Origin of the sequence: Streptomyces sp. NBC_01591, assembly GCF_035918155.1 — a bacterium.
In the GTDB taxonomy this organism is placed as follows: Bacteria; Actinomycetota; Actinomycetes; order Streptomycetales; family Streptomycetaceae; genus Streptomyces.
The window spans coordinates 1175750-1201984 of sequence record NZ_CP109327.1 but is presented as its reverse complement, the minus strand read 5'-3'; the positions used below and the strand labels follow the sequence as shown (position 1 = coordinate 1201984).

Below are 26235 nucleotides of genomic sequence, written 5' to 3'. Positions count from 1 at the left end.
GCGGGGTTTCGCGACAGTGGAATGTCATGCTCGTATCAAAATCTATGCGCGTAGGCTACCGTGGTACCGCGCCGCACTTCCAGGTCAAGTCACAGTATTTACAAAGGAGTTGCTGTGTGCGAGAACCATGAGGCCGACGACGGCCGGAAGAACCGGTCACGGACCGGAATGAGCCGGCGCACGCTGCTGCGCGGCTCGGTCACCACGTTCGGTCTGGCCGCTGGTGGTGTGCTGTTCTCGGCGGGCTCCGCTCGGGCTCTGGACATCTACAACCCGTTCAGCGCCTACCAGATCACCGGCAGCTGGCAGGAGCACCTCGACCGCGGTTCCCTGGGCGGAATCGACTACGGGATGGGTGTCGGCACCGCCCTGCCGGCCGCGGGAGCCGGTGTCGTCACCAACATCCCGTACAACGGCACCGGCGGACACACGGTGACCATCACCCACAGCGACGGGTACCGGACGCAGTACATGCATCTGTCGGAGTTCCTGCTGCCCGACGGCACCTCGGTCGGCAAGGGGGACATCGTCGGGCGCTCAGGCGGTGCGGCCGGCGCCCCGGGTTCCGGAAGTTCCACCGGACCGCATGTGCACTGGCATCTGATCACCCCGGGCGGCACCCGGGTCAACCCGCTGAACTACCTGGGCGGTGGCGGTGGCGGTGGGTTGCCGAAGACGGCGACGGAGCAGGACGGTGTTCCCGGTCCCGTGATGTGGCAGCGGACGCAGAACTGGCTGCGGATCGAGTCCGGTTACACCGGCCCGATCGACGGGATCCCGGGCCCCAACACCTACGCCGCGCTCCAGCGGAACATGCGCAACTGGGGCTACACCGGACCCGTGGACGGCGCACCCGGACCCAACACCTGGGCCGCGGTCCAACGACTGGCCGCCGCACACGGCTACACCGGACCCATCGACGGCGTGATGGGACCCAACTCCTGGCGGGGCTTCAGCCGCTTCATCAACCAGGACCGCTGGGACTGAAACCAGGACCACCAGGACCGGGACCGGAAGCACCGTCACGCGCCCGTCGGCGCCGACCGCGATACCGTCGGCGCGGACGGGAGACGCGGCCACACGCCCGCCGATGAGCGGACCGGTCCACGGACAGCCCTTAGACTCCGCGAATGGCGAAGTACTTCGACGTGCACCCCGAGAATCCTCAGCGGCGCACCATCAGCAGCGTGGCCGACAGCATCCGATCCGGCGCGCTCGTCGCGTATCCGACGGACTCCTGCTACGCACTGGGGTGCCGGCTGGGCAGCCGTGACGGCATCGGCCGGATCCGGTCGATCCGGAACCTCGACGATCGTCACCACTTCACGCTCGTGTGCCAGAACTTTGCGCAGCTCGGGCAGTTCGTGCACGTCGACAACGATGTGTTCCGTGCGATCAAGGCGGCGACGCCCGGCAGTTACACCTTCATCCTTCCCGCGACGAAGGAGGTGCCGCGCCAGCTGCTGCACCCGAAGAAGAAGACGGTGGGAGTCCGTATCCCCGACCATGTGGTCGCTCAGGCACTGCTCGCCGAGCTCGGGGAACCGCTGCTCTCCAGCACCCTGCTCCTCCCCGACGAGGACGAGCCGATGACGCAGGGCTGGGAGATCAAGGAGCGGCTCGACCATGTGGTGGACGCCGTCGTCGACTCGGGCGACTGCGGCACCGAGCCGACCACGGTCATCGACTTCTCCGGCGGCGAACCCGAGATCGTCCGCCGAGGGGCCGGTGACATCACGCGGTTCGAGTAGCCGCGCCGGGCGGACGCCACGCCATCTCCGCGGACGCCTTGTCGTAGCGCTTCAGCACCAGGCGCGCCACGTCGGGGTGCGCGCCGAGCGGGGCCGAGGCGAGGCAGCCGCCGGCTCCCTGCGCGCGGCGGGCGAAATGGCCGGGGGCCATCAGGTAGCGGGCCACCGCCACCCGCCGGTGGCCCGCTGCCCGCAGGGCCCGCACCCCCTCGGCCGGTGTCGGCGCGTTCGCGCAGAGGTGGCCGACGACGACCGGGCGCCCGATCCGTTGCCGCAGCAGACCGGCCATCACCTCGGTGTCCGCGCCGGCCGCCGGATCGGTGGACCCGGCGGCCGCGAGCACGACGGCGTCCGGCCCGGACGATCCGGGGCCGCCGGGTGTCCGGCCCGCATCGGCGAGCCTGTCCGCCAGGGCGGCGGCGAGCAGTGGGTCCGGGCCGAGCGGTGCCGTCTGCCGGATGTCCAGGTGGGGTGCGGCGGCCCGGACGGCGGGCAGGTCCACCGTCACGTGATAGCCGGTGTTCAGCAGCAGCGGGACCAGCACCACCGGTCCGCGCGAGCCGGCGAGCACCTGAGCCGGCGTCGGCAGGGCGAGGTCGAGGAAGGACAGATGGGCCGTCAGGCCGGGCCGCTGGGCACGGACCAGGTCGAGCAGCGCCCGGTAGGTGGCGATGCCCGCCAGGTCGCGGGTGCCGTGCGCGACGGCCAGCAGGGTCGGGGCCGCGGGCTCGTCCCTCATACCGCCGCCGCCAGGCTGTAGCCGCGCTTCGGGACCGTGCGCACCAGCCGGGCGTGCGCGTCCAGTGCCCCTCGCAGCCGGGCGACCGCCGCCTCCACCGCGTGCTCGTCGGCCTGGCCGGTGACCCAGACGCGGCGCAGCAGTTCGGCCCGGCTGAGCACCCGCCCCGGCTGCTCGGCCAGTGCCCGCAGCACCGCCGCGAGCAGCGGCGGGAGTTGCACGGGCGGCTCGTCGTCGATCAGTACGGCGTTGCCCTGGAGCACCAACAGGCTCGGACCGGCGCGGACTTCACGCCTGCCGTGCGCCGGCAGGGCGGCCTCGATGGTCCGCACCATGGCGCCGAGCCGTCCCCTTTCGGGGTGGAGCACGGCGACTCCGGCCTCCTCCAGCCGCCGGCCACAGACCGGACCCACACAGACCGACAGCACGTCCTTTCGCAGTACGGTCAACACCTCCTCGCCGAGCCCGAGTCCGTCCGCGGCGGCGAGGAAGGCGTCGATCGCCGGCGCACTGGTGAAGGTCAGCGCATGCAGTTCGCGACGGACGGTCTGTTCGACCAGCCGGCGCAGCGGCGACGGATCGTCCGGTGGGCCCCACCGGTAGACCGGAATCGGGATCACCTCGGCCCCCCGCTCGCGCAGCGCGGCGGTGAACGTGTCCAGCGGCACCCCGTGCTCCTGGACGGCGATCCGTCTGCCGGGCAGATCGCGCGCGAGCAGCCAGGCCAGCAGCTCGTCGGTGGTCTCGGTGACGGGGGAGAAGGTCTCGCTCAGGCCTCCGGCGCGCACCGCACCGGTCGCCTTCGGGCCGCGGGTGAGCACCACGGCCTCCCGGCACACCTCGGCCAGGCGCGCGCCGTACCCCCAGCCGTCGGCCGCGCTCAGCCAGCCGCGCCAGCCGACCCCGGTGGTCGCCACCACGTAGTCGAGCGGCCCGGTCAGACAGTGCGCGGTGGCCCGGCGCAGCGCCGCATCGTCCTCCAGCGGGAGGATCCGCAGGGCGGGCGCCTCGACCACCTTGGCGCCGCGCCGGCGCAGCAGTGCGACGAGCTCCTCCCGCCGGCGCGCGGCGGTGACCCCGACGGTGAAGCCGACGAGAGGGCCCGCCGGCTGGGTGCTGTTCATGTCCTGCAGGTTCGGACGGCGCTGTTTCGGCCACGTTGCGCCCCGATCACGTCGCCGTAAGCGGGCGGCCTTCGGACGTTACGCAAGATTTCCGCCACGTCACCCTGGGCCCGGCGGCCGGTGAAGGAGCCGTACCCCCGGCGCAACAGGGGCGACCCGGTCGCGTAACGGCGTCCGCCGACGCTCGGAGGCATGACAACGACCGACACCCACTGCCCGTACTGCTCGCTGCAGTGCGGCATGCGCCTGCGGGTGCCGCAGGACGGCGGCGAGGCGCAGGTACTGGAGCGTCCCGACTTCCCCGTCAACCGCGGCGCGCTCTGCGGAAAGGGCCAGTCGGCCACCGCCGTGCTCGGCGCGGGGGTCCGGCTGACCGCCCCGCTGGTACGCGACAAGCGGGGCGGCGAGCTGCGCGAGGCGTCCTGGAGCGAGGCCCTCGACCGGGTGGCATCCGGTCTGGCGGCGGCCGGGCAGCGCCACGGGCGGGACGCGGTCGCGGTCTTCGGCGGAGGCGGGCTCACCAACGAGAAGGCCTACCTGCTCGGCAAGTTCGCCCGGGTGGTGCTCCGCACCCCGAACATCGACTACAACGGCCGGTTCTGCATGTCCTCGGCGGCCGCCGCGCACCGGATCGCCTTCGGCCTGGACCGCGGACTGCCCTTCCCGATGGCCGACATCGCGACGGCGGGCTGCGTGATCCTGGTCGGCGCGAACCCGGCCGACACCATGCCGCCCGCGCTGCGGTACTTCCGCGAGCTGCGCGCGAACGGCGGCACCCTGATCGTGGTGGATCCGCGGCGTACCCGTACCGCCGAACAGGCCGACCTGCACCTGCAGCCGGTCCCCGGCACCGATCTGGCACTCGCGCTCGGCCTGCTGCACCTGGCGATCGCCGACCACAGGGTGGACGAGGCGTTCGTCGCCGAGCGCACCACGGGCTTCGAGGCGGCCCGCACCGCGGCGATGGCGCACTGGCCGGAGCGGGTGGAAGCGCTGACCGGCGTCCCGGTGCACCAACTCCGCGAGGCCCTACGGCTGTTCGCGGACGCCGACACCGGCATGGTGCTCACCGCGCGCGGCCCCGAGCAGCAGAGCAAGGGGACGGACACCGTCGGTGCCTGGATCAACCTCTGCCTGGCGCTGGGCAAGGCCGGCCGGCCGGGCTCCGGCTACGGCTGCCTGACCGGGCAGGGCAACGGCCAGGGCGGGCGGGAGCACGGCCAGAAGGCCGACCAGCTGCCCGGCTACCGCTCGATCGAGGACCCCGCCGCCCGCGCGCACATCGCGGACGTCTGGGGCGTGGACCCCGACGACCTGCCGGGAGCGGGCCGCTCGGCCTACGAGCTGCTGGACGGCCTGGGCACGGCGGACGGGGCCCGCGCACTGCTGGTGATGGGCTCCAACCCGGTGGTCTCCGCGCCGAACGCGGGCCACATCACCGAGCGGCTGCGGGCCCTGGACTTCCTCGCGGTCAGCGACCTGGTGCTCTCCGAGACCGCGCACCTCGCCGACGTGGTGCTGCCCGCCGCGCAGTGGGCGGAGGAGACCGGCACGACCACCAACCTGGAGGGCCGGGTGATCCTGCGCCGGGCCGCGCTGGCCCCGCCACCGGGCGTACGCACCGACCTGCACGTGCTGCGCGAGCTGGCCGCCCGGCTCGGTACGGCCGAAGGCTTCCCCGAGCAGGCCGAGGAGGTCTTCGAGGAGCTCCGCCGAGCCTCGGCCGGCGGCCCGGCCGACTACGCCGGGATCAGCTACCCGCGGATCCGGGCCGAGAACGGGGTCTTCTGGCCCTGCCCCGGCGAGGAGCACCCCGGCACACCCCGGCTGTTCCTGGACCGCTTCGCCACCCCGGACGGCCGGGCCCGCTTCACCCCGGCCACCCACCGCCCGGCCGCCGAGGAACCCGACCGGGAGTACCCGCTCCACCTCACGACCGGGCGGGTCCTCTCCCAGTACCAGAGCGGCGCCCAGACCCGCCGGGTGCCCGAGCTGAACAGGGCCGCGCCCGGACCGTTCGTGGAACTCCATCCACAGCTGGCGGCCCGGCTCGGAGTGAGCGAGGGGGAGCCGCTCAGGGTCATCAGCCGGCGCGGCCGCGCGGTGGCCCCCGCCCGGGTGACCGGGACCATCCGGCCCGACACCGTCTTCATGCCGTTCCACTGGGCGGGCGCCGGGCGCGCCAACACGCTCACCAACCCGGCCCTCGACCCGGTCTCCAGGATGCCCGAGTTCAAGGTCTGTGCCGTACGTGTGGAGCGGGTCCGATGAGCCGCCGGATCGCGGTGGCCGGCGCCGGGATGGCCGCCGCAAGGTTCGCGCAGCAGTACCGGGCGCACGGCGGCGACGCGGAAGTGGTGCTGTACGGCGCCGAGCCGCGCGGCCCGTACAACCGGGTGCTGCTGGCCGACGTGCTGACCGGGCGCCACGACCCGGAGGCGATAGCGCTGCCGCACGGTGCCGGAACGATCGTGCGCGCCGGCTGCGAAGTGGTCGGTCTGGATCTGCCGGAACGCCGGTTGCGGCTGTCCGGAGGCGGGTTCGCCCCCTACGACGAACTGGTCCTGGCCACCGGCGCCAACCCCGTACTGCCGCCGCTGCGCGGCCTGTACACGCCGGACGGGCTGAAGGAGGGCGTACACGCCTTCCGCACCCTGGCCGACTGCGCCCGCCTCGCCGAGGACGCCGCCGGAGCCGAACGCGCTGTCGTGATCGGCGGCGGGGTGCTCGGGGTGAGCGCCGCCCGGGCGCTGGCCGCGCTCGGCCTGCCGGTGGAAATCGTCCACCAGGCACCGCACTTGATCGAACGACACCTGGACGAGCAGGCCGGGAACGCACTGCGCGGCCACCTCGCCGCGCTGGGCGTGGAGACCTACCCGGGCAACCGGGCGCGGGCCCTGCGCGGGGGAGCGCGGGTGACCGGGGTCGAACTGGCCAGTGGCTATCTGCTGGACGCGGACCTGGTGGTGCTCGCCTGCGGCGTCCGCCCGCGCACCGGCCTGGCCGGCGCGGCCGGGCTCACGGTGCGTTCCGGAGTGGTGGTGGACGACCGGCTGGCGGCCTCCGCGCCCGGGGTGTACGCGATCGGCGACTGCGCCGAACACCGGGGAACCGTCCACGGGCTGGCCGGCCCCGCCTGGGAGCAGGCCGATCTGCTCGCGGCCCGGCTGGCGGGCGCGGACGAGGACGCCCGCTACACCGGCTCGCGCCCGATGACCCGGCTCACCGCGGGATCCCTGGAGTACGCGGCCTTCGGCGAGGTGGGCGAGGACGCCCCCGGCACCGACGTGCTGCGCCTGGTCGACCCGACCCGTGGCTCGTACAAGAAGCTCGTGCTCCGCGGCGACCGGCTCGTCGGCGGCATCCTGCTCGGCGATCTGTCCGCGGTCGGCGACCTGACCCGCGCCTACGAGCGTGACGATCCGCTGCCCGAGAACCCCCTCGACCTGCTCACCACCACCCGATGACCTCCGTGACGCCAATCGAGGAGACCGCCCGTGATCGAGAAATCCCTGATCCTCGTCGGCCACGGCATGGTCGGACAGCGCTTCCTGGAAGCCCTGTTCGAGCAGCCGGCCGCCGAGCAGAACCACCGCTGGCGGGTCACCGTGCTCGCCGAGGAACCGCGCCCCGCCTACGACCGGGTGCACCTGACCACCTGGTTCTCCGGCACATCGGCGGAAGAACTGACCCTGTGCCCGCCCGGGTTCATCGAGCGGCACGGCATCGATCTGCGGCTGGGCGACCCGGCCACCGGGATCGACCGCGGGGCCCGCACCGTCACCACCGGCAGCGGTGACGTACTGCGCTACGACGCCCTGGTGCTGGCCACCGGCTCCTACCCGTCCGTACCGCCGGTGCCCGGCCACGACGCCACCGGCTGCCATGTCTACCGGACCATCGAGGACCTGGAGGCGATCACCGCGAGCGCCGGGCACGCCACGGTCGGCGCGGTGGTCGGCGGCGGACTCCTCGGCCTGGAGGCGGCCGGTGCGCTGCGGGCCATGGGTCTGGAGACCCATGTGGTGGAGTTCGCACCCCGGCTGATGGCCCTCCAGGTGGACGACGGCGGCGGCGCGGTGCTCCGGCGCAAGATCGAGGACCTCGGCGTTCATGTGCACACCGGGGCCGGAACTCAGCGGATCGACACCGACGAGCACGGCCGGGCCCGCACCATGGCGCTCTCCGACGGCACCGACCTCGCCGTCGACCTGGTGATCTTCTCGGCCGGCGTGCGACCGCGCGACCAGCTGGCCCGGGACTGCGGACTGCCGGTGGGCGAACGCGGCGGCATCGAGGTGGACGAGCACTGCCGCACGGCGGACCCGCACATCTGGGCGATCGGTGAGTGCGCGCTCGCCGTCGACGGCCGGGTCTACGGCCTGGTCGCCCCCGGCTACGCGATGGCCGACACGGTGGCCCGCGAACTGACCGGCACCGCAGCCGAGTTCACCGGATCCGACACCTCCACCAAGCTCAAGCTGCTGGGCGTGGACGTGGCCAGCTTCGGCGACGCGCTGGGCGCCACCGAGGGCGCCCTGGAAGTGCTCTACGCCAACAGCAGGGCCGGAATTTACAAGAAGCTGGTGGTCAGCCCGGACGGCCGGCTGCTCGGCGGCGTACTGGTCGGCGAAGCCGAGTCGTATGCCACACTGCGCCCGCTCGCCGCAGCCCGTTCCCAACTGCCCGCCCCGGCAGAGGAGTTGCTGGTGCCGGCTGCGGACGGGCGGCGCGGCCCCCTGGTACTGCCGGACGAAGCGGTGGTCTGCTCCTGCCACAACGTCACCAAGGGCGCCATCCGGACGGCCGTTTCGGAACAGGGCATGCGCACCGTCCCCGAGATCAAGAAGTGCACCAAGGCGGGCACCGGATGCGGCAGTTGCGTCAAACTGCTGGGCTCCGTCGTGACCGAGGAACTGGAAGCGGGCGGGCACGAGGTGGCCCGCGGCCTGTGCGAGCACTTCACCCACACCCGTGTCGAGCTCTACGAGATCATCCGGGTCAAGGGCATCACGGGCTTCTCCCGGCTGATCGACGAGCACGGCAACGGCGAGGGCTGCGACATCTGCAAGCCGACCGTAGCCTCCATCCTGGCGGGCCTGGGCAACGGCCATGTGCTGGACGGCGAACAGGCCGCCCTGCAGGACACCAACGACCACTTCCTGGCCAACCTCCAGCGCAACGGCTCCTACTCCGTGGTGCCGCGGATCCCGGGCGGCGAGATCACCGCCGAGGGCCTCATCACCATCGGCGAGATCGCCCGCGACCACGGCCTCTACACCAAGATCACCGGCGGCCAGCGGATCGACCTGTTCGGCGCCACCGTCGACCAGCTGCCGGGCATCTGGCGCCGCCTGGTGGAAGCCGGCTTCGAGTCCGGCCACGCCTACGGAAAGGCCCTGCGCACGGTCAAGTCCTGTGTCGGGCAGACCTGGTGCCGCTACGGCGTACAGGACTCCGTGGCCCTGGCGATCGAACTGGAACTGCGCTACCGGGGCCTGCGGGCACCGCACAAGCTCAAGTCCGCGGTGTCCGGCTGCGCACGGGAGTGCGCGGAGGCACAGAGCAAGGACTTCGGGGTGATCGCCACGTCGGAGGGGTGGAACCTCTACGTCGGCGGCAACGGAGGCATGACGCCACGTCATGCCGATCTGCTGGCGGACGGCCTGGACCACGACACCCTGATCCGCACCATCGACCGGTTCCTGATGTTCTACATCCGCACCGCCGACCGCCTGGAGCGCACCGCCCCCTGGCTGGAACGCCTGGAGGGTGGCCTCGACCACCTGCGCGCCGTCGTCCTGGACGACTCGCTCGGCATCTGCGCGGACCTCGACGAACTGATGGCACGGCACGTCGAGACGTACGAGGACGAGTGGGCGGCGACCCTGGCCGACCCCGAACGGGTACGCCGCTTCGTCTCCTTCGCCAACGCCCCGGGAACACCCGACCCCACCGTGCGCTTCGTCCACGAACGCGACGGGATCCGCCCGGCCCGCCCCGACGAGGACGGGTTCCCCCTCACTCCGGCCCTGATCGCCGGCCCGGCCCTGGAGGTACGCACACGATGAGCGGGACCATTCCGAACGAGAACACCGAACCCATGGTGGAGATCGACGACGGGCAGGGATGGGCGCCGGTCTGCCGATACCGGGATCTGTTCCCGGGACGCGGAATCGCGGTGCTGGTCGGCCCGCGGGGCGACCAGGTCGCGGTCTTCCGCGAGCGTGGCGGCACGGTGCACGCGCTGGCCAACCGCGACCCGTTCAGCGGCGCCCATGTCATCTCCCGCGGCCTGCTCGGCAGCCGGCTCGGGGTACCGGTGGTGATCTCGCCGATGCTCAAGCAGGCCTTCGAGCTGCGCACCGGACGCTGCCTGGACGAGGAGTACGCCCCTGACGGCACCCCCGCCGACCTGCGCGTCTGGCCGGTGCGTGTGGTCGCGGCGGTCCCCGCGGAGGTGTGCTGATGAGCACCGCGACCGTACCCGTGACCACCGGCCGGACCGGCTCCCGGCGGATCGAGGACTGGGACCCCGAGGACACCGAATTCTGGACCCTGGCAGGCGCCCGGATCGCCCGGCGCAACCTGATCTACTCGGTCATCGGCGAACACATCGGCTTCTCCGTCTGGAGCCTGTGGTCGGTGCTGGTGCTCTTTCTCGGCCCCGAGTACCACATCGACGCAGCCGGGAAGTTCACCCTCACCGCCCTGCCCACCGCACTCGGAGCGGTGCTGAGGATCCCGTACACCGTCGCCGTGGCACGCTTCGGCGGGCGCAACTGGACCGTGTTCAGCGCCCTGTTGCTGCTCGTGCCGACCCTGCTGGCCGGAATCGTGCTCAAGCCCGGCGTCTCGTACGGCACGCTGCTGGCGGTGGCCGCCGTGGCCGGTGTCGGCGGCGGCAACTTCGCCTCCTCGATGGCCAACATCAACGCCTTCTATCCGCAGCGGCTCAAAGGCTGGGCGCTGGGCGTCAACGCCGGCGGCGGCAACCTCGGCGTGCCGGCCGTCCAACTGCTCGGCCTCCTGGTGCTGGCCACCGCGGGCGCCGGCCACCCACGGCTGGTGATCCTCGTCTACCTGCCGCTGATCGTGCTGGCGGCGCTCGGCGCGGCACTGCGGATGGACAACCTCGCCACCGGACGCGCCGAACGCGGCGCCATGCGCGAGGTGCTGGGGGACGCGCACAGCTGGGTGATGTCGCTGCTCTACATCGGCACCTTCGGCTCGTTCATCGGCTTCGGCTTCGCCTTCGGGCAGGTTCTCCAGGTGCAGTTCCACCAGCAGTTCGACACCGCGGTGAAGGCGGCGGCCCTCACCTTCCTCGGACCACTGCTCGGCTCGCTCTCCCGTCCGCTGGGCGGTCTCCTGGCGGACCGCTACGGCGGCGCCCGGGTGACCTTCTGGACCTTCGCGGCGATGGCGCTGGGCGCGGGCGCGGTACTGGAGGCATCACGGCAGCACTCGCTGCCGCTGTTCCTGGGCGGGTTCATCGCGCTCTTCGTCCTCAGCGGGGCGGGGAACGGCTCGACGTACAAGATGATCCCGGCGATCTTCCGGGCCAGGGCACGGGCGGAGATCGCCCAGGGCGCGCCGCCGGACGAGGCCGAGCGACGCTCGCGACGCCGGGCCACGGCCCTGATCGGAGTGGCGGGGGCGATCGGCGCCTTCGGCGGGGTGCTGGTCAACCTGGCCTTCCGGCAGTCCTTCCTGGAGACGCAGAACGGGCAGGCGGCGTACGTGGCGTTCCTCGGGTACTACGGCCTGTGCCTGGTGGTCACCTGGGCCTGCTACCTGCGCCGTTCCGCCCGCCGACTGCCCGGTGTGTGATCGCGGCCGCGCCGCCTCGGCGGCGCGGCCGAGGGGCCCGGGCGCATACTGGGAGAAGCCGCACGATTGGAGGACGCCATGATCGTCCTCGGTGTCATCCTGCTGCTCATCGGCCTGGTGGCCGGAATCTCGATCCTGTGGACCATCGGGATCGTGCTCGTCGTGATCGGCGCCATCCTGTGGATCCTGGGCGCCGTCGGGCACGCGGTGGGCGGCCGGCGCCACTACTGGTAGCGCTGCCGCACCGGCTCCGGGGTACGGGGTCACAGGGGACGGACTTCTGGCGGCGCTGGGACCCGAACGGTCCCGACTGGTCTACCGGATGCGGTCGTTCCTCGACGCGGGCCTGGTTCCGCCCGGCTCCTCGGACGCCCCCGCGGTCGCCTCCGACCCGTTGCTGAGCATCCACGACATGGTGAACCGGCGGACCGCCTCGGGTGCGCCGATCGGCCCGCACGAGGCGGTGACGGCACGGGAGGCGCTGACCGCGTACACGGTCGGATCGGCCCACGCCGTCCACGAGGAGCACATCAAGGGGACCCTCGCCCGGGGCGCGCTCGCCGATTTTGCGGTTCTCAGCGACGACCTGCTGGGTGTGGCCCCGGAACGCATCGGAGAGCTGACGGTGGGGGCGACCGTGGTCGGCGGCCGGGTCGCCCACGACACGGGCGCACTCAAGGTCTCCTGAGCGCGCCCGGCGGCGGGAGCGGCGCTGTCGGTGCCGTACGGGGGGTGCTCCGGCCCGCCCCGTACGGCCCGGGGCCGCGGGCTCAGGCCCGGAAGGCCGAGGCGAACACGGCCGGCATCCGTGTCCAGGACGGCCGCTGTGCCAGCCGGGTGAGTCGACGGCCGGTCAGGGCGCCGCTGCGCGCCGTGACGAACCACGGCGGCTTCGGGAACAGCGCGAACTCGCCTCCCGCGACGGACCTCGGGAAGGGCCGGAACGGGCCCCGGACGACGGTGCGTTCCGGTGCGTCGATCAGCAGGGCGTTGTGCACGACACCGATCCCGCTCCCGGCGTCCGCGACGGTGTGGCCGGGGAAGGCACCCCAGGGAGCCGTCGCGGTGAGGAAGCCGAGCGCGGTCCAGGCGTTGACGGCGACCGTTCCGTACCGCAGCGCCGCCACCGCACGGTCGAATGCCCCGCCGAGGCGCTTCATGGTGGCCGGGTCGATCACGATGTTCGCCCCGAGGGTGCCGAAGAGGTCCCGGTTGGCCCTCTCGACGGCCCGGTCGAGGAACTCGACGCCCCGGCCGGGCAGGGTGAGGACGCCGAGCACGGGTGCGAAGTACTCGGTCGTCCCCACCTCCGCCGTGGCGTCGCCGTCGCCGAGCTCGACCAGCAGGCGTGAGCCCTCCGCGCCCTGCCACTCGGCACCCGGGTGGCTGCGCGCCGCGTCGGCGAGCCGGTCCGCGCTGCCCGGATACCAGGCGGGGCGCGCCGGAGCCGTCCGCAGGGCCTCCCGGAGATGCCCGAGGAACGCCTCGCGCTGCGGACGCCTTCCGGCTCGGCGGCATGGAGATCTGGGAATGGGCGATCGCCCGCGCCACGACCGGCGACCAGGCCGACGCGCTGCTGCGCCGCTCCACGCACTTCTGGGCCGTGCTCGACGGCTGCTCCACGGCCGCCACGGAGGCCTACCGAGAGGTCGCCGACGACCGGGAACGCCAGGAGCAGGTGGCGCGACGGGTCACGCTGCTCAGCGTCTTCGAGGGATCGAACGATGTCCGGTTCGGGAGCGCCGCGGGCGTCCAACGAGCCCTGGGCCTGCCGGAACGGGCCTCGTACCGCGTCGTGGCCGGCGAACTCGGCCGCAATGGCGAGGATCCGCTTCCCGGGGTCACCGCCCGGCTGGCGAACGTCGATGTGGCGTCCGTGTGGACCACCGAACTGGGCGAGCGACTGGGCCTGGTCGCCCCGACCGGCGAGGCCGAGGCCGCCGTGCTGCTCAGGACCGTGCAGCAGGCGGCGACCGCACGGGTGGGGGTGAGCCGGCCGTTCCCCACGCTTGCCGCGGCGCCGGAAGCGGTACGCCAGGCGCGGATCGCCCTGGAGTGCGTGCCCCCGGCCGGGGTGGGCGTCCACTGCTACGGCAGCGCCCCGATCGACTCCCTGATCGCGGCCCACGCCGAGTCCGCGGCCGAGCTCAGCGAGAACGTACTCGGACCGCTGCTGTCCGGCGAGGGAGGCGAAGCGGCCCTGCTCGACACCCTGGACGCGTGGTTCACCGCGGACGGCTCGACCGCCGAGGCGGCACGGCGGCTCCACTGCCACCGCAATACGGTGCTGTACCGGATCGCCCGCATCGCGGAGCTGACGGGCCGCGCTCCGACCCGTCCGGTCGACGCCGCCGAGCTCTATGTCGCCCTGCGGGCGCGGCGGCTCGCCGGCGGCGCCCGGTAGCGCTCCGCAGCGTACGGCGGCGGAAGGGGCCGCGAACCGCGCGCCGCGTGGGGTGCCCTGTGGTCGCTGTTCGCGCTGTCCCGGACGGTTCCGCTCTCGTTCGCGCTGATGGCTTGCATCGGGTTGATGAGCGCCTCGTTCGGGGTGCTTCAGACCACCTTGCTGCTGATGACGACCGAGCCGGAGGTGCGAGGGCGCGCCCTCGGCCTCCAGGAACTCGCCATCGGTGTCATGCCCTTCGCCTCGCTCGGGCTCGGCACGGCGGCCCAGCTGGTGGGGGTCGGTACCACCGCGTTCCTCAGCGGACTCCTGCTGGTCGCGGTGCTGCTGACGCTCGCGGTCCGGGTGCCCCAACTGCTCGGGTACAGCGGCGTGCACGTCCCGTAGCGCGGCCGTGTCGCGGGGGACGGCTTCGCGGCATCGCCGTCGAACGCGGCCACCGCCTCGCGGACGACCTCGATCCCGCGCAGTCCGACACCGAGGTCGACATCCACGTGGCTGCGTACCGCCGTCGTGCCGTGCCGGAGGAACTCGCCGAGCACGGCGGTGGCCGAGGGCACGCTCGGGATACCGAGTCCGTCACGCTCCGCGCGTTCGTGGGAAATGCGCCCCTGGGTCGTGGCCTCCCCGCCGTAGGAAACCCATGGCTGCCCCCACCAGCTCTTGTCGAGATGGGCGTGCGCGTTGATGAAGCCGGGCAGGGCGAGGAGACCGCCGCCGTCGAGGCGATCGCCGTCGTCGCTCGCCGTTCCGGCGGGCACTACGGAGAGGATCTCGGCGCCGGACATCACGATGTCCACAGGCGCCGCACCCCAGGGGCGGACGTTCGGCAGTATCACATGGACCATGAAGCGATGGTATACCAAATGCCTCGGTTCAGCCGGCCGAGTGGCGGGGGCCGGTGCCGCGTCGACGGGCGAAGGCGAGGGGCAGCGTGACGAGGGAGAGCACGGCCGTGGCCACGAGTGCCAGGGAGAACGAGGCGCCCGTCGCGAGGTAGCCGACGAGCAGGGCACCCAGTCCCGTTCCGGCATCGAATCCGATGTTCCACACGGCGCTCGCGACACCGCTGGACCGGCGGTCGACGGCGGCGAAGGCATCCACCAGGGTCAGGTTCTGGAGTCCGCCGTAGCTGACCCCGGCCAGGGCCATCCCGGCCAGCAGCGGAACCACGCCCGTCGCCTCCGGTTCGCTGACCGCCCAGGCCGTCAGGATGAGCCCGACGGCCGTGACGATCACGAGCGGCCAGAGGAACGGCCGGGTGCCGTACCGGTCGGCCAGAGCCCCGAACCGCCAACGGGAGACGGCCGCCGTTCCCGTCAGGAGCAGCAGCCCGGCCAGCGTCGCGGTGGGGTCGCTGCTCATCTGCGGGGCGAAGGTGATCAGGGCGCCACCGGCCGTTGTGGCACCGAGCAGGAGCAGCATCGGCGGGAGGAGAGGAAGGTACGCGGCGCGCCCGCCCTCCGCGGCGTCCCGGTGCGGCGGGTCCTCGGTCCCGGCCGGGTGCCCGCTCAGTCGGCGGGCGAGCCGCAGTGCGGGCAGTACGCCGAGCAGGGGCAGCGCGCCGACCGCGAACACGACCTCGAAGCCGAGGTTCTCCGCGGCCCAGGACGCGGTCGAGACCAGGATGAACTGAGGCCCCGCGATCGCCAGACCGTACGCACCGACCGCCTTCCCGCGCCGTGCGGGCTCGACGAGTTCGGCGACGGCGGTGGCGCCGCAGACCGTGAGCACCCCGAACCCGAGTCCGCGGACCGCGGACAGGGCGAGCACCACGCCGAGGTCCGTGGTCAGCAGGTGCGGGAGCGCGGGTGCGCCGAGCAGGACCATCCCGCAGACCAGGGTGGTCCGCCAGCCGAGGCGGCGTATCGCCGTCGGAACCAGGGTCTGGGCGAACACGGTGCAGAGCATCAGGACCGCGTTGACCGAACCGGCGCCGGCGGCGTCGGCCCCGCCGTGCACGGCCCAGAGCGGCGCGGTGGGCAGCAGTACCGCGAAGCCCGAGAATCCCGTGGCCGTCAGGAGCAGCAGTGCGGGCATGCCCGGTGCGTTCCAGACCGTTCCCCGCGCGGCGCTGTTCGCCGGAGCATTCCTCACTGGCTCGTGCCTCCGTGGCGCCGTCGACGGACCGGCTGTCGCGGCCCGGTCGGCATGTGAAGGAGGGCCGCAGCGAGGCCGTCCACTGTGACGCAAATGGTATACCGTTGGGCTGTTAGCCTGGTGCTCATGAGCACAGTGAACGAGTCACGGACTGTCACAGAGGGGGACCGCGAGTTCCTCCGCCGTTGTGTCGACCTCGCACGCGAGGCGCTCACGGCCGGTGACGAGCCGTTCGGCTCGCTCCTCGTGGACGAGCACGGCACGGTCCGGTTCCAGGACCGCAACAGGGTCAAGGACGGCGACGCGACCCGCCACCCGGAGTTCGAGATCGCGCGCTGGGCGGCCGAGAACCTGTCCCCGCAGGAGCGGCGCACCAGCGTCGTCTACACATCCGGTGAGCACTGCCCGATGTGCAGCGCGGCCCACGCCTGGGTCGGCCTGGGCCGCATCGTGTACGCGTCGAGCAGCGAACAACTCGTGGCGTGGCGCCGGAGCTGGGGCTTCGACGCGGGGCCGGTCGCGGCCCTTCCCATCAACACCGTCGCTCCGGGCATCCCGGTGGCAGGCCCCGAGCCGTCGCTCGCCGACGAGGTCCGCGCGCTGCACGCCCGGCTGCTGGGCGTCGACATGGACATCGACGGATAAGGGCCTGCCCGGCCGGCGGATCAGGGCCAGAGGCCTGCCCGGCGGATCAGGCCTGACGGTCGTCGCGCGCCGCGTTCTTCTCCTTGATGCGCACCGCTTCCTTCCGGACCTCCGCCTGGGTGGCGCGTTCCTGCTGGAGCCAGTCGGGGGCTTCGTCCTTCAGCGCGTCGATCTGCTCCGTCGTGAGGGCCTCGGTGATCCCGCCACGGGCGAGACCCGAGATCGAGATGCCCAGCTTCGCGGCGACCGCCGGCCGGGGGTGCGGGCCGTTGCGTCGCAGTTCCTGCAGCCACTCGGGCGGCTCGGCCTGCAGTGCGTTCAGCTCGGTGCGTGAGACGACACCCTCCTGGAACTCGGTGGGGGTGGCCTCGAGGTACACACCCAGCTTCTTTGCCGCGGTTGCGGGCTTCATCGTCTGGGCGGTCTTGTGCGACGTCATGCCGACAAGGGTATCGAGCATGTGCGCTACCTCTGACCAGGGCCGGTAACCTGGCGGAGTGACAAGCTCGGAAGAAACCCCTTCGTTCCGGCTCGCTTATGTCCCGGGGGTGACCCCCGGCAAGTGGGTGCGGATCTGGAACGAGCGGCTGCCCGACGTCCCGCTGACCCTCGTGGGGGTGTCGGCCGCCGAGGCGTCCGACGCGCTGCGGGGGCGTGCGGCCGACGCCGGTCTCGTACGGCTGCCGATCGACCGGACGGCCCTCAGCGCCATCCCCCTCTATACCGAGACGACGGTGGTCGTGGTCCCGAAGGACCACGTCATGGCGACGGTCGACGAGGTCTCCGCCGCGGACCTGGCCGATGACATCGTGCTGCACCCCCTCGACGACACCCTCGCCTGGGAGCAGCGCCCGGGACGGCCCGCCATCGAGCGTCCCGCCACCACGGCGGACGCCGTCGAGCTGGTGGCGGCGGGGGTGGGGCTGCTCGTCGTACCGCAGTCGCTCGCCCGCCTCCACCACCGCAAGGACCTCACGTACCGGCCGGTTTCGGACGCCCCTGAATCGGGCGTCGCGCTGTCGTGGCTGGAGGACGAGACCACCGATCTGGTGGAGGAGTTCATCGGGATCGTCCGGGGGCGGACCGTCAACAGCACGAGGGGCCGCCCCAAGCCCCCGGCGCAGCAGCCGAAGAGCAAGCGCGCCGATGCGAGCGGTGCGCGGCGGAAGCCCGCAGCCGGCAAGACGACCGGCAAGTCGGGCAGCAAGACGACCGGCAAGTCGGGCGGGAAGAGCCCGCGGACCGGCTCCGGTGGCCCCAAGGCCGCCAAGCGAGGCAAGCCCCGCCGTCGGCCGTAGGGCCGGCACGCACCGCCCCGGCCGTCGGCCCGGGGCGGGCGGAGTCCTGACCGCGGCGCGCTCTCCGTACAACCCTTTTGCCTCACGCGCGGTCAAACAGGACGCCGGACAGGAACGGGCCCTTTCAGGCCACTGCCCCCGCACCCGCCCGGTCATCCTTGGACCAAGGAGCCGCTCGTGCGCAAGTACCGTTCGGCCGCCGTTGTCGCGGCCTCATTCCCGGCACCGCCGAGAAGGGCGACCGCTGGGGCGGCCAGGTCAGGCTGACCGATCCGAACCGGGACGACCGCTACGGCCTGCTGGCCGCCGCACCGGCCCGCCTCAGCGCCTGCGCCGCACCTTCGGTTCCGGTACAAGACGCACGACGCCGTTGAGCAGATGGTCGACCAGGTCGTGCGAGGGCTTGTCCGTGAGGTTGGTGAGCAGCCGGGCCAGGGTGTTGAGCAGGAACGGCGACCCCATGACGTAACGGTTGAGGACCGGCTGGAAACCGGAACGGCTGAAGACCAGATCGGCGGCCGTGTTGCCGAGGCGGTAGTAGCGCCCCCAGCGGCGGTTCATCTCGACCGGGTAGCCGCGCAGCACCTGCTCGCGCCTGGGTCCCCGGGGCAGGGCGAGGGCCAGCGTGGCGGTCTCGGCGGCGACCTCACCGGCTTCCATGGCCTGGCCGATCCCCTCGCCGTTCCAGGGGCTGATCATGCCTCCGGAGTCGCCGACGAGCAGGAGCCCGCGGGTGTAGAGGGGATGGCGGTTGAAGCCCAGCGGAAGGGCCGCGCTGCGGACGGGGCCCTCCGCGTTCTCCTCGCGCAGTCCCCAGGCCTCGGGAGTACGGGCCAGCCACTCGTCCAACGTGGCGCGCAGGTCCGCCTTTCCGTGCCGTCGGTGCGGCAGCGCGCCGAGACCGACGTTGACGCGGCCGTCGCCCATGGGGAAGATCCAGCCATATCCGGGCAGGTAGTGATCGCTCCCGGGGAACCGGAGGTCCGCCCACAACTCCAGGTACTCCTCCTGGGAGCGCTCGGGACTGCGGTAGTAGCGGCGGGCGGCCGTCGCGATCTGCCTGCTCGTGTCCCGCTGCAGCCCCATGGCGAGGGCGAGGCGGGCGGAGGCGCCGTCGGCGGCGATCACGATCGGTGCGTGGAAGGACAGGGGCTCCTTCGCCTCGGTGACGGCGGTGACACCGGTGATGCGTCCGGCCCGGTCGGTCAGCGGCTCGGTCACCTTCACACCGCTGCGCAGCCGCGCTCCGGCGGCGACGGCGTGCCGGGCGAGGATGTCGTCGAAATCGTGCCGGCTGCGCGAGAGGCCGAAGTCCGGGTAGCGGCCGAGCGCGGGCCAGTCGATGTGCACCTGATGGTCCCCGGCCACCCAGCGCATACCGCGCGAACGGGTCCACCCCGGAGCCTTGATGTCGACGCCCATCCTGATGAGCTGGTGCACCGCACGCGGCGTCAGACCGTCCCCGCACACCTTCTCCCGGGGGAAGTGGGACTTCTCCAGCAGCAGGACATCGACGCCCGCCCTGGCGAGGTGGAAGGCCGCGGCCGATCCCGCGGGCCCCGCCCCCACCACGATCACCTGGGCCTCCTCGTCCGGGCCGTGGTCGGACCGGGCGTCCGACTCGGACCGGTCTGGCGTCGTTTCCCGCATGGGAACCCCTTCCTGGAGCCGGTGCCGTACCGGGGACGGCAGTCATCCGTTTCATCATCGATCAAGGGCGGCCGGTGCGGAGCCCGGTCCGGAAATCCGGCGCCATCCTGTGCGGACCTCAAGATGCGAAACGTCTGAAACCGTGACAATTTACCCTTGCTGACCAGCTGCTCGGGTGAAAGGGGCACTCTGATGGAGCGTCGTCCGGTGGGTCGAAGACTCTTACGCGATCGCAACTCCCCGAGGGTTCCGGCACCGCCGCACCGGCCGACGCCGCGTCACCCGGCACCGCCGCGCCGCCGCACGCCGAGGCTCCGTCCCGTCCGCACCCGCCGCGCCGCCGCATGAGTTCCGTCGCCCCTTCCCGCCAGCACAGTTCTGCCGCCGCAAGGAGTGCCGTATGAGCACCATGGACGTCCCCTCGGAAGCCGAGTCGGAGATCCCCGCATCGCAGCCACGGGCCAAGAAGCCCGCGGTGCCGGGGATGACCTGGGTCACGCTGGCGCTGATGACCACCGCCTCGGTGGCCAGCCTGCGGTCCGCCCCGACGATGGCCGTGTACGGACTGGCCTGCGTCTTCCTCTATGTCGTCCCGGCGATCGTGTTCCTGATGCCGACGGCGCTGGTCTCCGCCGAGCTGGCGTCGGGGTGCAACGGCGGTGTCTACCGCTGGGTGAGCGAGGGGCTGTCCAAGGTGAGGAGCAGTTCCGCCGCGACGCCGACGTGCTGGACGGGGTGTCGCTCACCGGTTCCGGCACCGTCTCCGACCGGCTCTGGGCCCGCCCCGCCGTCACCGTCCTGGGCATCGACTGCCCGCCGGTCGTCGGCTCGTCCGCCGCCATCCAGGGCACCGCACGGGCCCGGGTGAGCCTGCGCGTACCGCCGGGAACGGACGAGGATGCAACCCTGCTGGCCCTGACCACCCACCTGGAGAAGGCCGCCCCGTGGGGCGCCCGGGTCTCGGTCGAACCGGAGGGGACCGGCGCACCGTTCCGGGCCGCCACCGACGGTCCGGCCTACGCGACCCTGGGCCGGGCCATGGCCGATGTCTACGGAAAGCCGATGGCCGCCCTCGGCCAGGGCGGCTCCATCCCGCTGTGCAACGTCTTCACCAGCGCGTATCCCCGTGCCGAGATCATCCTGATGGGCGTGGAGGAACCGCAGTGCCTCATCCACGCCCCCAACGAGAGCGTCGACCCCACCGAGATCCAGCACATGGCCCATGTCGAGGCCCTCTTCCTGAGCCGGTACGGCGCGGCACGGCGGAACTGAGCGGTGGCCGAACCCGCCGGAGGGCCTAGGACTCCAGATAGCGCAGGACTGCCAGCACCCGCCGGCTGTAGCCGGTGGTGCGTGGCAGATCGAGCTTCTCGAAGACCGCGTTCAGGTTCTTCTCGACCGAACTGAGCGAGATGTGCAGCTGCTGCGCGATGGCCGCGTTGCTGCGGCCCTGCGCCAGCTCCTGCAGGACACTGCGCTCCCGGGGAGTCAGCCTGGCCAACGGGTCGACGTGCGTGGTCCGGACCACCAACTGCCGTACGACTTCCGCGTCGATGGACGCCCCGCCCGCGTGGATCCGTTCCAGCGATTCCAGGAACTCGTCGACCTGCGCGACCCGGTCCTTGAGCAGATAGCCGACCCGCTCGGCGTTCTGGGACAGCAGCCGGACCGCGTAGTTGCGCTCCACGTGCTGGGAGAGCACCAGCACACCGACCAGGGGCCAGCGCTCGCGGATCTCCAGCGCGGCCCGCAGCCCCTCGTCGGTGTGGGTCGGGGGCATCCTGATATCGACGACGACGAGGTCCGGCGGGTCCGCCTCGACCGCCCGGACGAGGGAGGTGCCGTCACCCACCGAGGCGAGGACCTCATGCCCCTCCTCCGCGAGCAGCAGGGCGAGACCCTCTCTGAGCAGGGTCGAGTCCTCGGCGAGCATTACGCGCACGGCAACTCCGCGGTGATCGTGGTGGGGCCCCCGCAGGGGCTGTCGATGTACAGCCGGCCATCCAGCGCGTCCACCCGGCTGCGCAGCCCGGACAGTCCGCCGCCCAGGGGATCCGCGCCACCGGTGCCGTTGTCCTCGACGGACACGGACACCCGGTCCCCGTCGCCCCCGACGCTCACCCGGATGCGGGTTGCCCGGGAGTGCTTGGCCGCGTTGGTCACGGCCTCGCAGACCACGAAGTAGGCGGCGGTCTCCACCGGCCGGGGCAGTGGCAGCGGCAGGTCGAACTCGATGTGCAGGGGGATGCCGCAGCGTTGGGCCACCCCGCCGAGCGCCTCTTCGAGCCCCAGGTCGTCGAGTGCCGACGGGTAGACGCGCCAGGCCACTTCGCGCAGTTCGGTGAGGACCTCCTGGGAGGCATGGTGGGCCTGCCGAAGCAGCAACTCGGCCTGCTCGGGCGTCCGGTTGCGGCGGGCCCGGCCCAGCAGCATGGCCAGAGCCACCAGCCGCTGCTGTACGCCGTCGTGGAGATCGCGTTCGATGCGCCTGCGTTCCGCGTCGACCGCCCGGAGCACACCGGCCCGGCTGGCGGCCAGTTCGGCGATGCGCCGCTCCAGCAACTCCCGCTCGGAGGGCCCGAAATGATCGCGTGCCAACCGGGTGTCGAGTGCGTTCAGCGAGAAGAGCCCCTGGAGGTCCAGGAAGAGCAGGACACCGCCGAGGACCGCCTGGGGCAGCAGCCCCTGCCAGTCGGTGGGGTCGCGGAGCACACCCGCGGCCAGCAGTCCGGCCAGCGCACCCCCGTATCCCAGCAGTGCGAGCACCCCGGCGAACAGGGTCCCCGCGCAGGTGCGGGCGGCCAGATACCGAAGGACATCCCGGTCGGACGCGTGGTGTGCCGGGAACACATCGCCGAAGAAGACACTGCGGCGGATCCGTTCCAGGCCGGTGAGCCTGCGCGCCCCGGCACTCAGCAGGGCCAGAGCGCGCAGCCGGGTACGGGGCCACAGCACGAACGGCAGCGACAACAAGCCCGGCACGGCGAAATACAGCAGCCCGACCAGGGCGGTGCAGCAGCCGAGCAGCGCGCCCGCTGCTCTGCGGGGCCATGGATACGGGTGCCCCACGACGTCACCCGCCTCCTCGCGCCACGGGCCGGTCAGACCCGGAACATGACCGGTCGCACCGTCCGCGAAGTCCCCCTCCACGCCTGCCGACCCCAGGGCCTCTCGTCTGGACGACACCGGGCTCGCGTGCCCCGGTGCCGCGCCTTGCCGCGTTGTCGTCGGTCGCCAGGGCTCCTTCCCCGAGCTCTCGGCTCCGCTCGAGCAGGGGAGACCCCATCTGCCTCCGTCCTCCGCCTTGCGATGCACGGCACCGGACCCCACTCCCTGATCCGACCTGATCCGAACGAAAGACCCTAGCCGTGCGGCATGACCACGGCAAGATCGTTCCGACCGGGCACGGGAGACCGCCGGAGTGGGGGCCCCTGACGCCGGGCTCAATGGACCCGGCGGTGCTGCGCCCGGCCGCGGGACCGCAACCGCACGGTCAGGTACCCGGCGAAGGCCACCAGGACCAGGACGAGAACGGCCTTGGACAGGACCCCGACATAGGTCTCCACCAGATCCCACCGGTCGCCGAGCCAGTAACCGGCCATCACGAGCACCGAGTTCCACATCAGGCTGCCCAGCGCGGTCAGTGTCACGAAGAGCGGCAGCGACATGCGCTCCACGCCGGCGGGCACGGAGATGAGACTGCGGAAGATCGGCACCATGCGGCCGAGGAGGACGGCCTTGGTACCGTGCCTGGCGAACCACCGTTCCGTACGTTCCAGATCGGAACTCTTCACCAGCGGGAGCCTCGCCCAGATAGCGTGCATGCGCTCGCGGCCGAAGAGCATTCCGATCCAGTAGAGAGCCACCGCGCCCACCACCGAACCCAGCGTGGTCCAGAAGAGCGCGGAGGCCAGAGTGATGACACCCTGCCCCGCCGCGAAGCCGGTCAGCGGGAGAATGACCTCGCTGGGCAGTGGCGGAAAGAGATTCTCCAGGGCGATGGCGAGGCCGGCTCCCGGACCTCCCATGGTGTCGACGAGGTCGGCTGCCCAGCCGGCGACACCGCCCGCGGGTTCCTGGGGGAGACCCAGAATGACGAAATCCATGAACTGACTCCTGGCCGTTGTGGTGAGGCGCGAGAAGTCCGCCGCGCCTCACCGGCAACGCTAGGAATCGACGACCGGCGCCGGTACGAGGATTGCCACCCGACCAAGTGCTGTTCTCCGCACCCGCCACCCTGCGGTTTTCCGTAACCGCGGTCGGACAGTGCAGTTGACCGCCTCTGCTCTCTGTCTCTGTCTCAGCAGTACTCAGACGGAATAGCTGAGGTCCTTCGCGACCAGGGAGTCGGGGCGCAACCTCAGCCAGACAGTTCCTCGTTCAGCCGGGTCGTCGAGCAGGTAGTGCCGGAAACGGTCGTCCCACTCCACGTCGTCCGCACCGAGATACCGGTTGAGCTTGCGCCGGCCCCGAGCCACGTCGAAGGGCAGGATCTCCGCATTCCCGCGGGCGATGACCTGTCTGACCAGACCCGTGCCGACATCACACACGTCGACGACGAGGGCGATCGAGGGGTCGGCCTGGACGTGGCTCAGCAGTCTCGCCCAGGGGCCGGTCAGGATCCAGAAGGCTCTTTCCTCCCAGAGAAACCACGTCGGCCGCACGGTCGGCCCGTTGGTCGCCACCCGGGCGGTGAGCGGCTGAGAGAGGAAGGCGTCGACATCGAACTCTCGCTCTGTCATGCCTTGATCATGTCGATGATGAGCCTCTGCCGGCTACTGAGACTGCGCACTGCGGTCCGGGCGTCCATCATTTCTGTGCGAAGACGATCCAGACCTGGCCCGGCGCGAACGTCATGCGCTCACCGTCCCGGGTGGTGAAGGCGGTCGCGGAACCGGCCGCCGGCCGTGACCAACGGACGTCGTACTCCTTGCCGTTGCGCAGCACCACGGCGGCGCCGGAGCCCACGGTCCGGGTGTACGGGGACGTGCTGCCCCACCGGTCCTGATACAGCGAGGGGCGCACGGTCACGTACTGCACCACCACATCGGCCGCGCCGAGCCGGGCGCCTTCCGCCGTGCGGGCCGGGGTGCCGTCCATGGAAACGAGCCACTGGCGCCGTTCGGCGGACCAGGTGAATGTGAAGCGCGCCGCCGGATACCGCACCGTGCGACCGGCGACCGGTTTGCCGCCCGGCACGGCTGCGGCGAAACGCACCCCGATGTCCTCGGCCGCGTTCACGCCGGTTGTGGCGTGCGGTGTCCGGCCGGGGCGCAGATACAGGTTGTGCGGTGCCGCGCGGTCGCTGCCGCGGAAGTACGCGTTCGGGGCCTTCTCGGGAGGCAGCGGATCCAACGGGGCCGCCGCGATGGCCGGGAGGAGCTTGGCCTGGGCCCCGGAGAAGGCGAGCGTCGGCCGGTCGAACTGGCGGAGCAGTTCCAGATCCGTCTCCCGGGCGCTGCGCACCGGGCCGACCACGGGCGGCAGCCGGGACGAGTAGGCGGCGAGTATGCGGCTGAGACCGGCCTCGACCTGCTCCACATAGACGATGTCCGCCTTGTCGAGCCCGGTCTGCGGGCGGGCAGGACCGAGATTGTCGATCTTCACGGCGAGGACGTGGGCGCGTGATCCGGCAGGCGTGGATGGCTCGGGGCTGCTCGGCGGGGAAGTCGTTCCCCCGCCCTGGCAGCCCGCCAGTGCGGCGATGAGCAGTGCCAGTGCGAGTGCTGATGCCGTGCCCGGCCTCCGCGTCCCGAATGAATGCATGACGGCCACCCCTTCCGAGTCGGCCGACGCGACGCCTCCGGCTGTGGCCGCTCGCCGCGACGGCTCCCTGCCCATCATCACGCAGAAGGGCGCCCCAGGGGTTCCCACGGGGCAGGGCGGACGGTCCTCGGCGGCGTACAGCGAGGCGTCGGGCCCCGCGCTCAGTACGGCAACGGGCGGCCCGACGGGGTCCTCAGGTCGAGGGGCGGCGGGCGGGACGGCAGTTGCGGTCGTCGGACGATCCTGATGCGGCCCATTGCCACCACCCCTGTCGGTCTCCCGTCATATGCCCGGCGCGTGAGCCGTTCATGCGGCTCCCGCATGAATCTTCGGGTCACGGGGTCCGAACGGTCGCTGCTCCCATCCTGCTTACGGCCCGCATGACATGACGGACCGTCGGTTCAAATTGTGCTGCCGCCGGCCTCGGGCAGGATCTGTTCGCCGTACCGATCCACACGGATGTCCTGGAGCCTGCGCGACATGTCCGAGAGCATTCCTGCGGCATGGTGCCGCCGGTCCCAGACCGCGAAGAGCCGGATGTCCAGCGGGTGCCTGACCGCGCTGATGGGCACGCCCACCAGCCCGAAACGCGGATCGTCGGAAACCACGGCGATGCCCCGCCCGGCCGCCGCCAGCGCTTGGGCCACCTGGGCGTTTCCGCACTCGACGACATCGCCGTCGACCAGCCCGTCGGCGGTCAGCGCCTCCTGGAGGACGAGCCGGGGCCGGAACGACCGGTCGAGCAGGATCAGTGGCTCGCCCACGAGCTCGTGCAGGGCCACCGAGGCCCCTCCTGACCGGCCGTCCGGGCAAGGGAGTTGCGCGGTGGCGCCGTCTTCCCGTCGCACAGGGGACAGCCCGCCCGCGCGCTCGCTATCCTTCCCGGCTATGAGCCATGAGCGTGGCACGGGTGGAGTATCCGGCG

25 protein-coding genes and 2 pseudogenes are annotated in these 26235 nt (G+C 72.0%); 14 read left to right on the top strand and 13 right to left on the bottom strand.

Annotated features, from left to right (window positions below):
* Positions 1 to 114: 114 nt before the first annotated feature.
* Complete coding sequence (locus OG978_RS05775; RefSeq protein ID WP_326764145.1) at positions 115 to 987, top strand: peptidoglycan DD-metalloendopeptidase family protein; 873 nt, start codon at positions 115 to 117, stop codon at positions 985 to 987.
* A gap of 143 nt (positions 988 to 1130) precedes the next feature.
* On the top strand, positions 1131 to 1751 hold the full coding sequence (locus OG978_RS05770; protein ID WP_326764144.1) for an L-threonylcarbamoyladenylate synthase: 621 nt from the start codon (positions 1131 to 1133) through the stop codon (positions 1749 to 1751).
* On the opposite strand, the gene OG978_RS05765 is transcribed toward OG978_RS05770, so the two are convergent.
* Together OG978_RS05765 and OG978_RS05760 are read right to left on the bottom strand one after the other, a co-directional pair.
* A complete protein-coding gene (locus tag OG978_RS05765) occupies positions 1735 to 2490 on the bottom strand; it encodes a sirohydrochlorin chelatase (protein WP_326764143.1) in 756 nt (251 codons plus the stop codon). The genes OG978_RS05770 and OG978_RS05765 overlap by 17 nt on opposite strands.
* A complete protein-coding gene (locus OG978_RS05760) occupies positions 2487 to 3614 on the bottom strand; it encodes a uroporphyrinogen-III synthase (RefSeq protein WP_326764142.1) in 1128 nt (375 codons plus the stop codon). Before OG978_RS05760 ends, OG978_RS05765 begins: the two co-directional genes overlap by 4 nt.
* A gap of 192 nt (positions 3615 to 3806) precedes the next feature.
* Between OG978_RS05760 and OG978_RS05755 the strand changes: the two genes are divergently transcribed.
* The 7 genes from OG978_RS05755 to OG978_RS05725 all read left to right on the top strand — a co-directional run bounded on the left by OG978_RS05755 (position 3807) and on the right by OG978_RS05725 (position 12135).
* Positions 3807 to 5885 (top strand): molybdopterin oxidoreductase family protein, encoded by a 2079-nt coding sequence (locus OG978_RS05755; RefSeq protein ID WP_326764141.1) that lies wholly within the window; start codon positions 3807 to 3809, stop codon positions 5883 to 5885.
* On the top strand, positions 5882 to 7081 hold the full coding sequence (locus OG978_RS05750; RefSeq protein ID WP_326764140.1) for an NAD(P)/FAD-dependent oxidoreductase: 1200 nt from the start codon (positions 5882 to 5884) through the stop codon (positions 7079 to 7081). Before OG978_RS05755 ends, OG978_RS05750 begins: the two co-directional genes overlap by 4 nt.
* Positions 7082 to 7147: 66 nt before the next feature.
* Entirely contained in the window at positions 7148 to 9685 is a 2538-nt protein-coding gene (nirB, locus tag OG978_RS05745; RefSeq protein WP_326769943.1) for a nitrite reductase large subunit NirB, read from the top strand.
* Complete coding sequence (locus OG978_RS05740) at positions 9682 to 10083, top strand: nitrite reductase (NAD(P)H) small subunit (RefSeq protein ID WP_442817659.1); 402 nt, start codon at positions 9682 to 9684, stop codon at positions 10081 to 10083. The genes nirB and OG978_RS05740 overlap by 4 nt, the downstream gene beginning before the upstream one ends.
* Positions 10083 to 11447, top strand: a complete 1365-nt coding sequence (locus OG978_RS05735) for a nitrate/nitrite transporter (RefSeq protein ID WP_326764139.1) — start codon at positions 10083 to 10085, stop codon at positions 11445 to 11447. Before OG978_RS05740 ends, OG978_RS05735 begins: the two co-directional genes overlap by 1 nt.
* A gap of 78 nt (positions 11448 to 11525) precedes the next feature.
* Complete coding sequence (locus tag OG978_RS05730) at positions 11526 to 11681, top strand: DUF6131 family protein (RefSeq protein ID WP_326764138.1); 156 nt, start codon at positions 11526 to 11528, stop codon at positions 11679 to 11681.
* A gap of 46 nt (positions 11682 to 11727) precedes the next feature.
* Positions 11728 to 12135, top strand: a complete 408-nt coding sequence (locus OG978_RS05725; protein ID WP_326769941.1) for an amidohydrolase family protein — start codon at positions 11728 to 11730, stop codon at positions 12133 to 12135.
* An 82-nt stretch (positions 12136 to 12217) separates the two neighbouring features.
* Here OG978_RS05725 and OG978_RS05720 read toward each other — a convergent pair whose 3' ends face one another.
* Positions 12218 to 12754, bottom strand: a complete 537-nt coding sequence (locus OG978_RS05720; protein WP_326764137.1) for a hypothetical protein — start codon at positions 12752 to 12754, stop codon at positions 12218 to 12220.
* 209 nt (positions 12755 to 12963) lie between these two features.
* On the opposite strand from OG978_RS05720, the gene OG978_RS05715 reads away from it, so the two are divergent.
* Positions 12964 to 13851 carry a PucR family transcriptional regulator gene (locus OG978_RS05715; RefSeq protein ID WP_326764136.1) on the top strand — a complete coding sequence of 296 codons (888 nt, stop codon included), beginning with the start codon at positions 12964 to 12966 and terminating at the stop codon, positions 13849 to 13851.
* A 149-nt stretch (positions 13852 to 14000) separates the two neighbouring features.
* Here OG978_RS05715 and OG978_RS05710 read toward each other — a convergent pair whose 3' ends face one another.
* Together OG978_RS05710 and OG978_RS05705 are read right to left on the bottom strand one after the other, a co-directional pair.
* Complete coding sequence (locus tag OG978_RS05710) at positions 14001 to 14699, bottom strand: hypothetical protein (protein ID WP_326764135.1); 699 nt, start codon at positions 14697 to 14699, stop codon at positions 14001 to 14003.
* 28 nt (positions 14700 to 14727) lie between these two features.
* Positions 14728 to 15891, bottom strand: coding sequence for an MFS transporter (locus tag OG978_RS05705; protein WP_326764134.1), 1164 nt, complete (start codon positions 15889 to 15891; stop codon positions 14728 to 14730).
* A gap of 186 nt (positions 15892 to 16077) precedes the next feature.
* Between OG978_RS05705 and OG978_RS05700 the strand changes: the two genes are divergently transcribed.
* Complete coding sequence (locus OG978_RS05700; RefSeq protein WP_326764133.1) at positions 16078 to 16596, top strand: nucleoside deaminase; 519 nt, start codon at positions 16078 to 16080, stop codon at positions 16594 to 16596.
* Positions 16597 to 16642: 46 nt separating this feature from the next.
* Here the strand turns inward: OG978_RS05700 and OG978_RS05695 are convergent, their stop codons facing one another.
* Complete coding sequence (locus OG978_RS05695; RefSeq protein WP_326764132.1) at positions 16643 to 17056, bottom strand: DUF5997 family protein; 414 nt, start codon at positions 17054 to 17056, stop codon at positions 16643 to 16645.
* Positions 17057 to 17093: 37 nt separating this feature from the next.
* On the opposite strand from OG978_RS05695, the gene OG978_RS05690 reads away from it, so the two are divergent.
* Positions 17094 to 17894, top strand: a complete 801-nt coding sequence (locus tag OG978_RS05690; RefSeq protein ID WP_326764131.1) for a LysR family substrate-binding domain-containing protein — start codon at positions 17094 to 17096, stop codon at positions 17892 to 17894.
* A gap of 321 nt (positions 17895 to 18215) precedes the next feature.
* Here the strand turns inward: OG978_RS05690 and OG978_RS05685 are convergent, their stop codons facing one another.
* Entirely contained in the window at positions 18216 to 19544 is a 1329-nt protein-coding gene (locus tag OG978_RS05685; protein WP_326764130.1) for a geranylgeranyl reductase family protein, read from the bottom strand.
* 400 nt (positions 19545 to 19944) lie between these two features.
* On the opposite strand from OG978_RS05685, the pseudogene OG978_RS05680 reads away from it, so the two are divergent.
* Both OG978_RS05680 and OG978_RS05675 read left to right on the top strand, forming a co-directional pair.
* Positions 19945 to 20238: pseudogene (locus tag OG978_RS05680) on the top strand (amino acid:proton antiporter); the annotation flags it as partial.
* A gap of 2 nt (positions 20239 to 20240) precedes the next feature.
* Positions 20241 to 20816, top strand: a pseudogene (locus tag OG978_RS05675) (M20/M25/M40 family metallo-hydrolase); the annotation flags it as partial.
* A gap of 25 nt (positions 20817 to 20841) precedes the next feature.
* Here the strand turns inward: OG978_RS05675 and OG978_RS05670 are convergent.
* The 6 genes from OG978_RS05670 to OG978_RS05645 all read right to left on the bottom strand — a co-directional run bounded on the left by OG978_RS05670 (position 20842) and on the right by OG978_RS05645 (position 26158).
* Positions 20842 to 21477, bottom strand: coding sequence for a response regulator transcription factor (locus OG978_RS05670; protein WP_326769940.1), 636 nt, complete (start codon positions 21475 to 21477; stop codon positions 20842 to 20844).
* Positions 21477 to 22613 (bottom strand): sensor histidine kinase, encoded by a 1137-nt coding sequence (locus OG978_RS05665; protein WP_326769939.1) that lies wholly within the window; start codon positions 22611 to 22613, stop codon positions 21477 to 21479. Before OG978_RS05665 ends, OG978_RS05670 begins: the two co-directional genes overlap by 1 nt.
* Positions 22614 to 22987: 374 nt before the next feature.
* On the bottom strand, positions 22988 to 23650 hold the full coding sequence (locus tag OG978_RS05660; protein ID WP_326764129.1) for a DedA family protein: 663 nt from the start codon (positions 23648 to 23650) through the stop codon (positions 22988 to 22990).
* A gap of 204 nt (positions 23651 to 23854) precedes the next feature.
* Complete coding sequence (locus OG978_RS05655) at positions 23855 to 24286, bottom strand: pyridoxamine 5'-phosphate oxidase family protein (protein WP_326764128.1); 432 nt, start codon at positions 24284 to 24286, stop codon at positions 23855 to 23857.
* A 67-nt stretch (positions 24287 to 24353) separates the two neighbouring features.
* Positions 24354 to 25310 (bottom strand): DUF3048 domain-containing protein, encoded by a 957-nt coding sequence (locus OG978_RS05650; protein WP_326764127.1) that lies wholly within the window; start codon positions 25308 to 25310, stop codon positions 24354 to 24356.
* Between the two features lie 401 nt (positions 25311 to 25711).
* On the bottom strand, positions 25712 to 26158 hold the full coding sequence (locus OG978_RS05645; RefSeq protein WP_326764126.1) for a LysR substrate-binding domain-containing protein: 447 nt from the start codon (positions 26156 to 26158) through the stop codon (positions 25712 to 25714).
* Between the last annotated feature and the right edge of the window lie 77 nt (positions 26159 to 26235).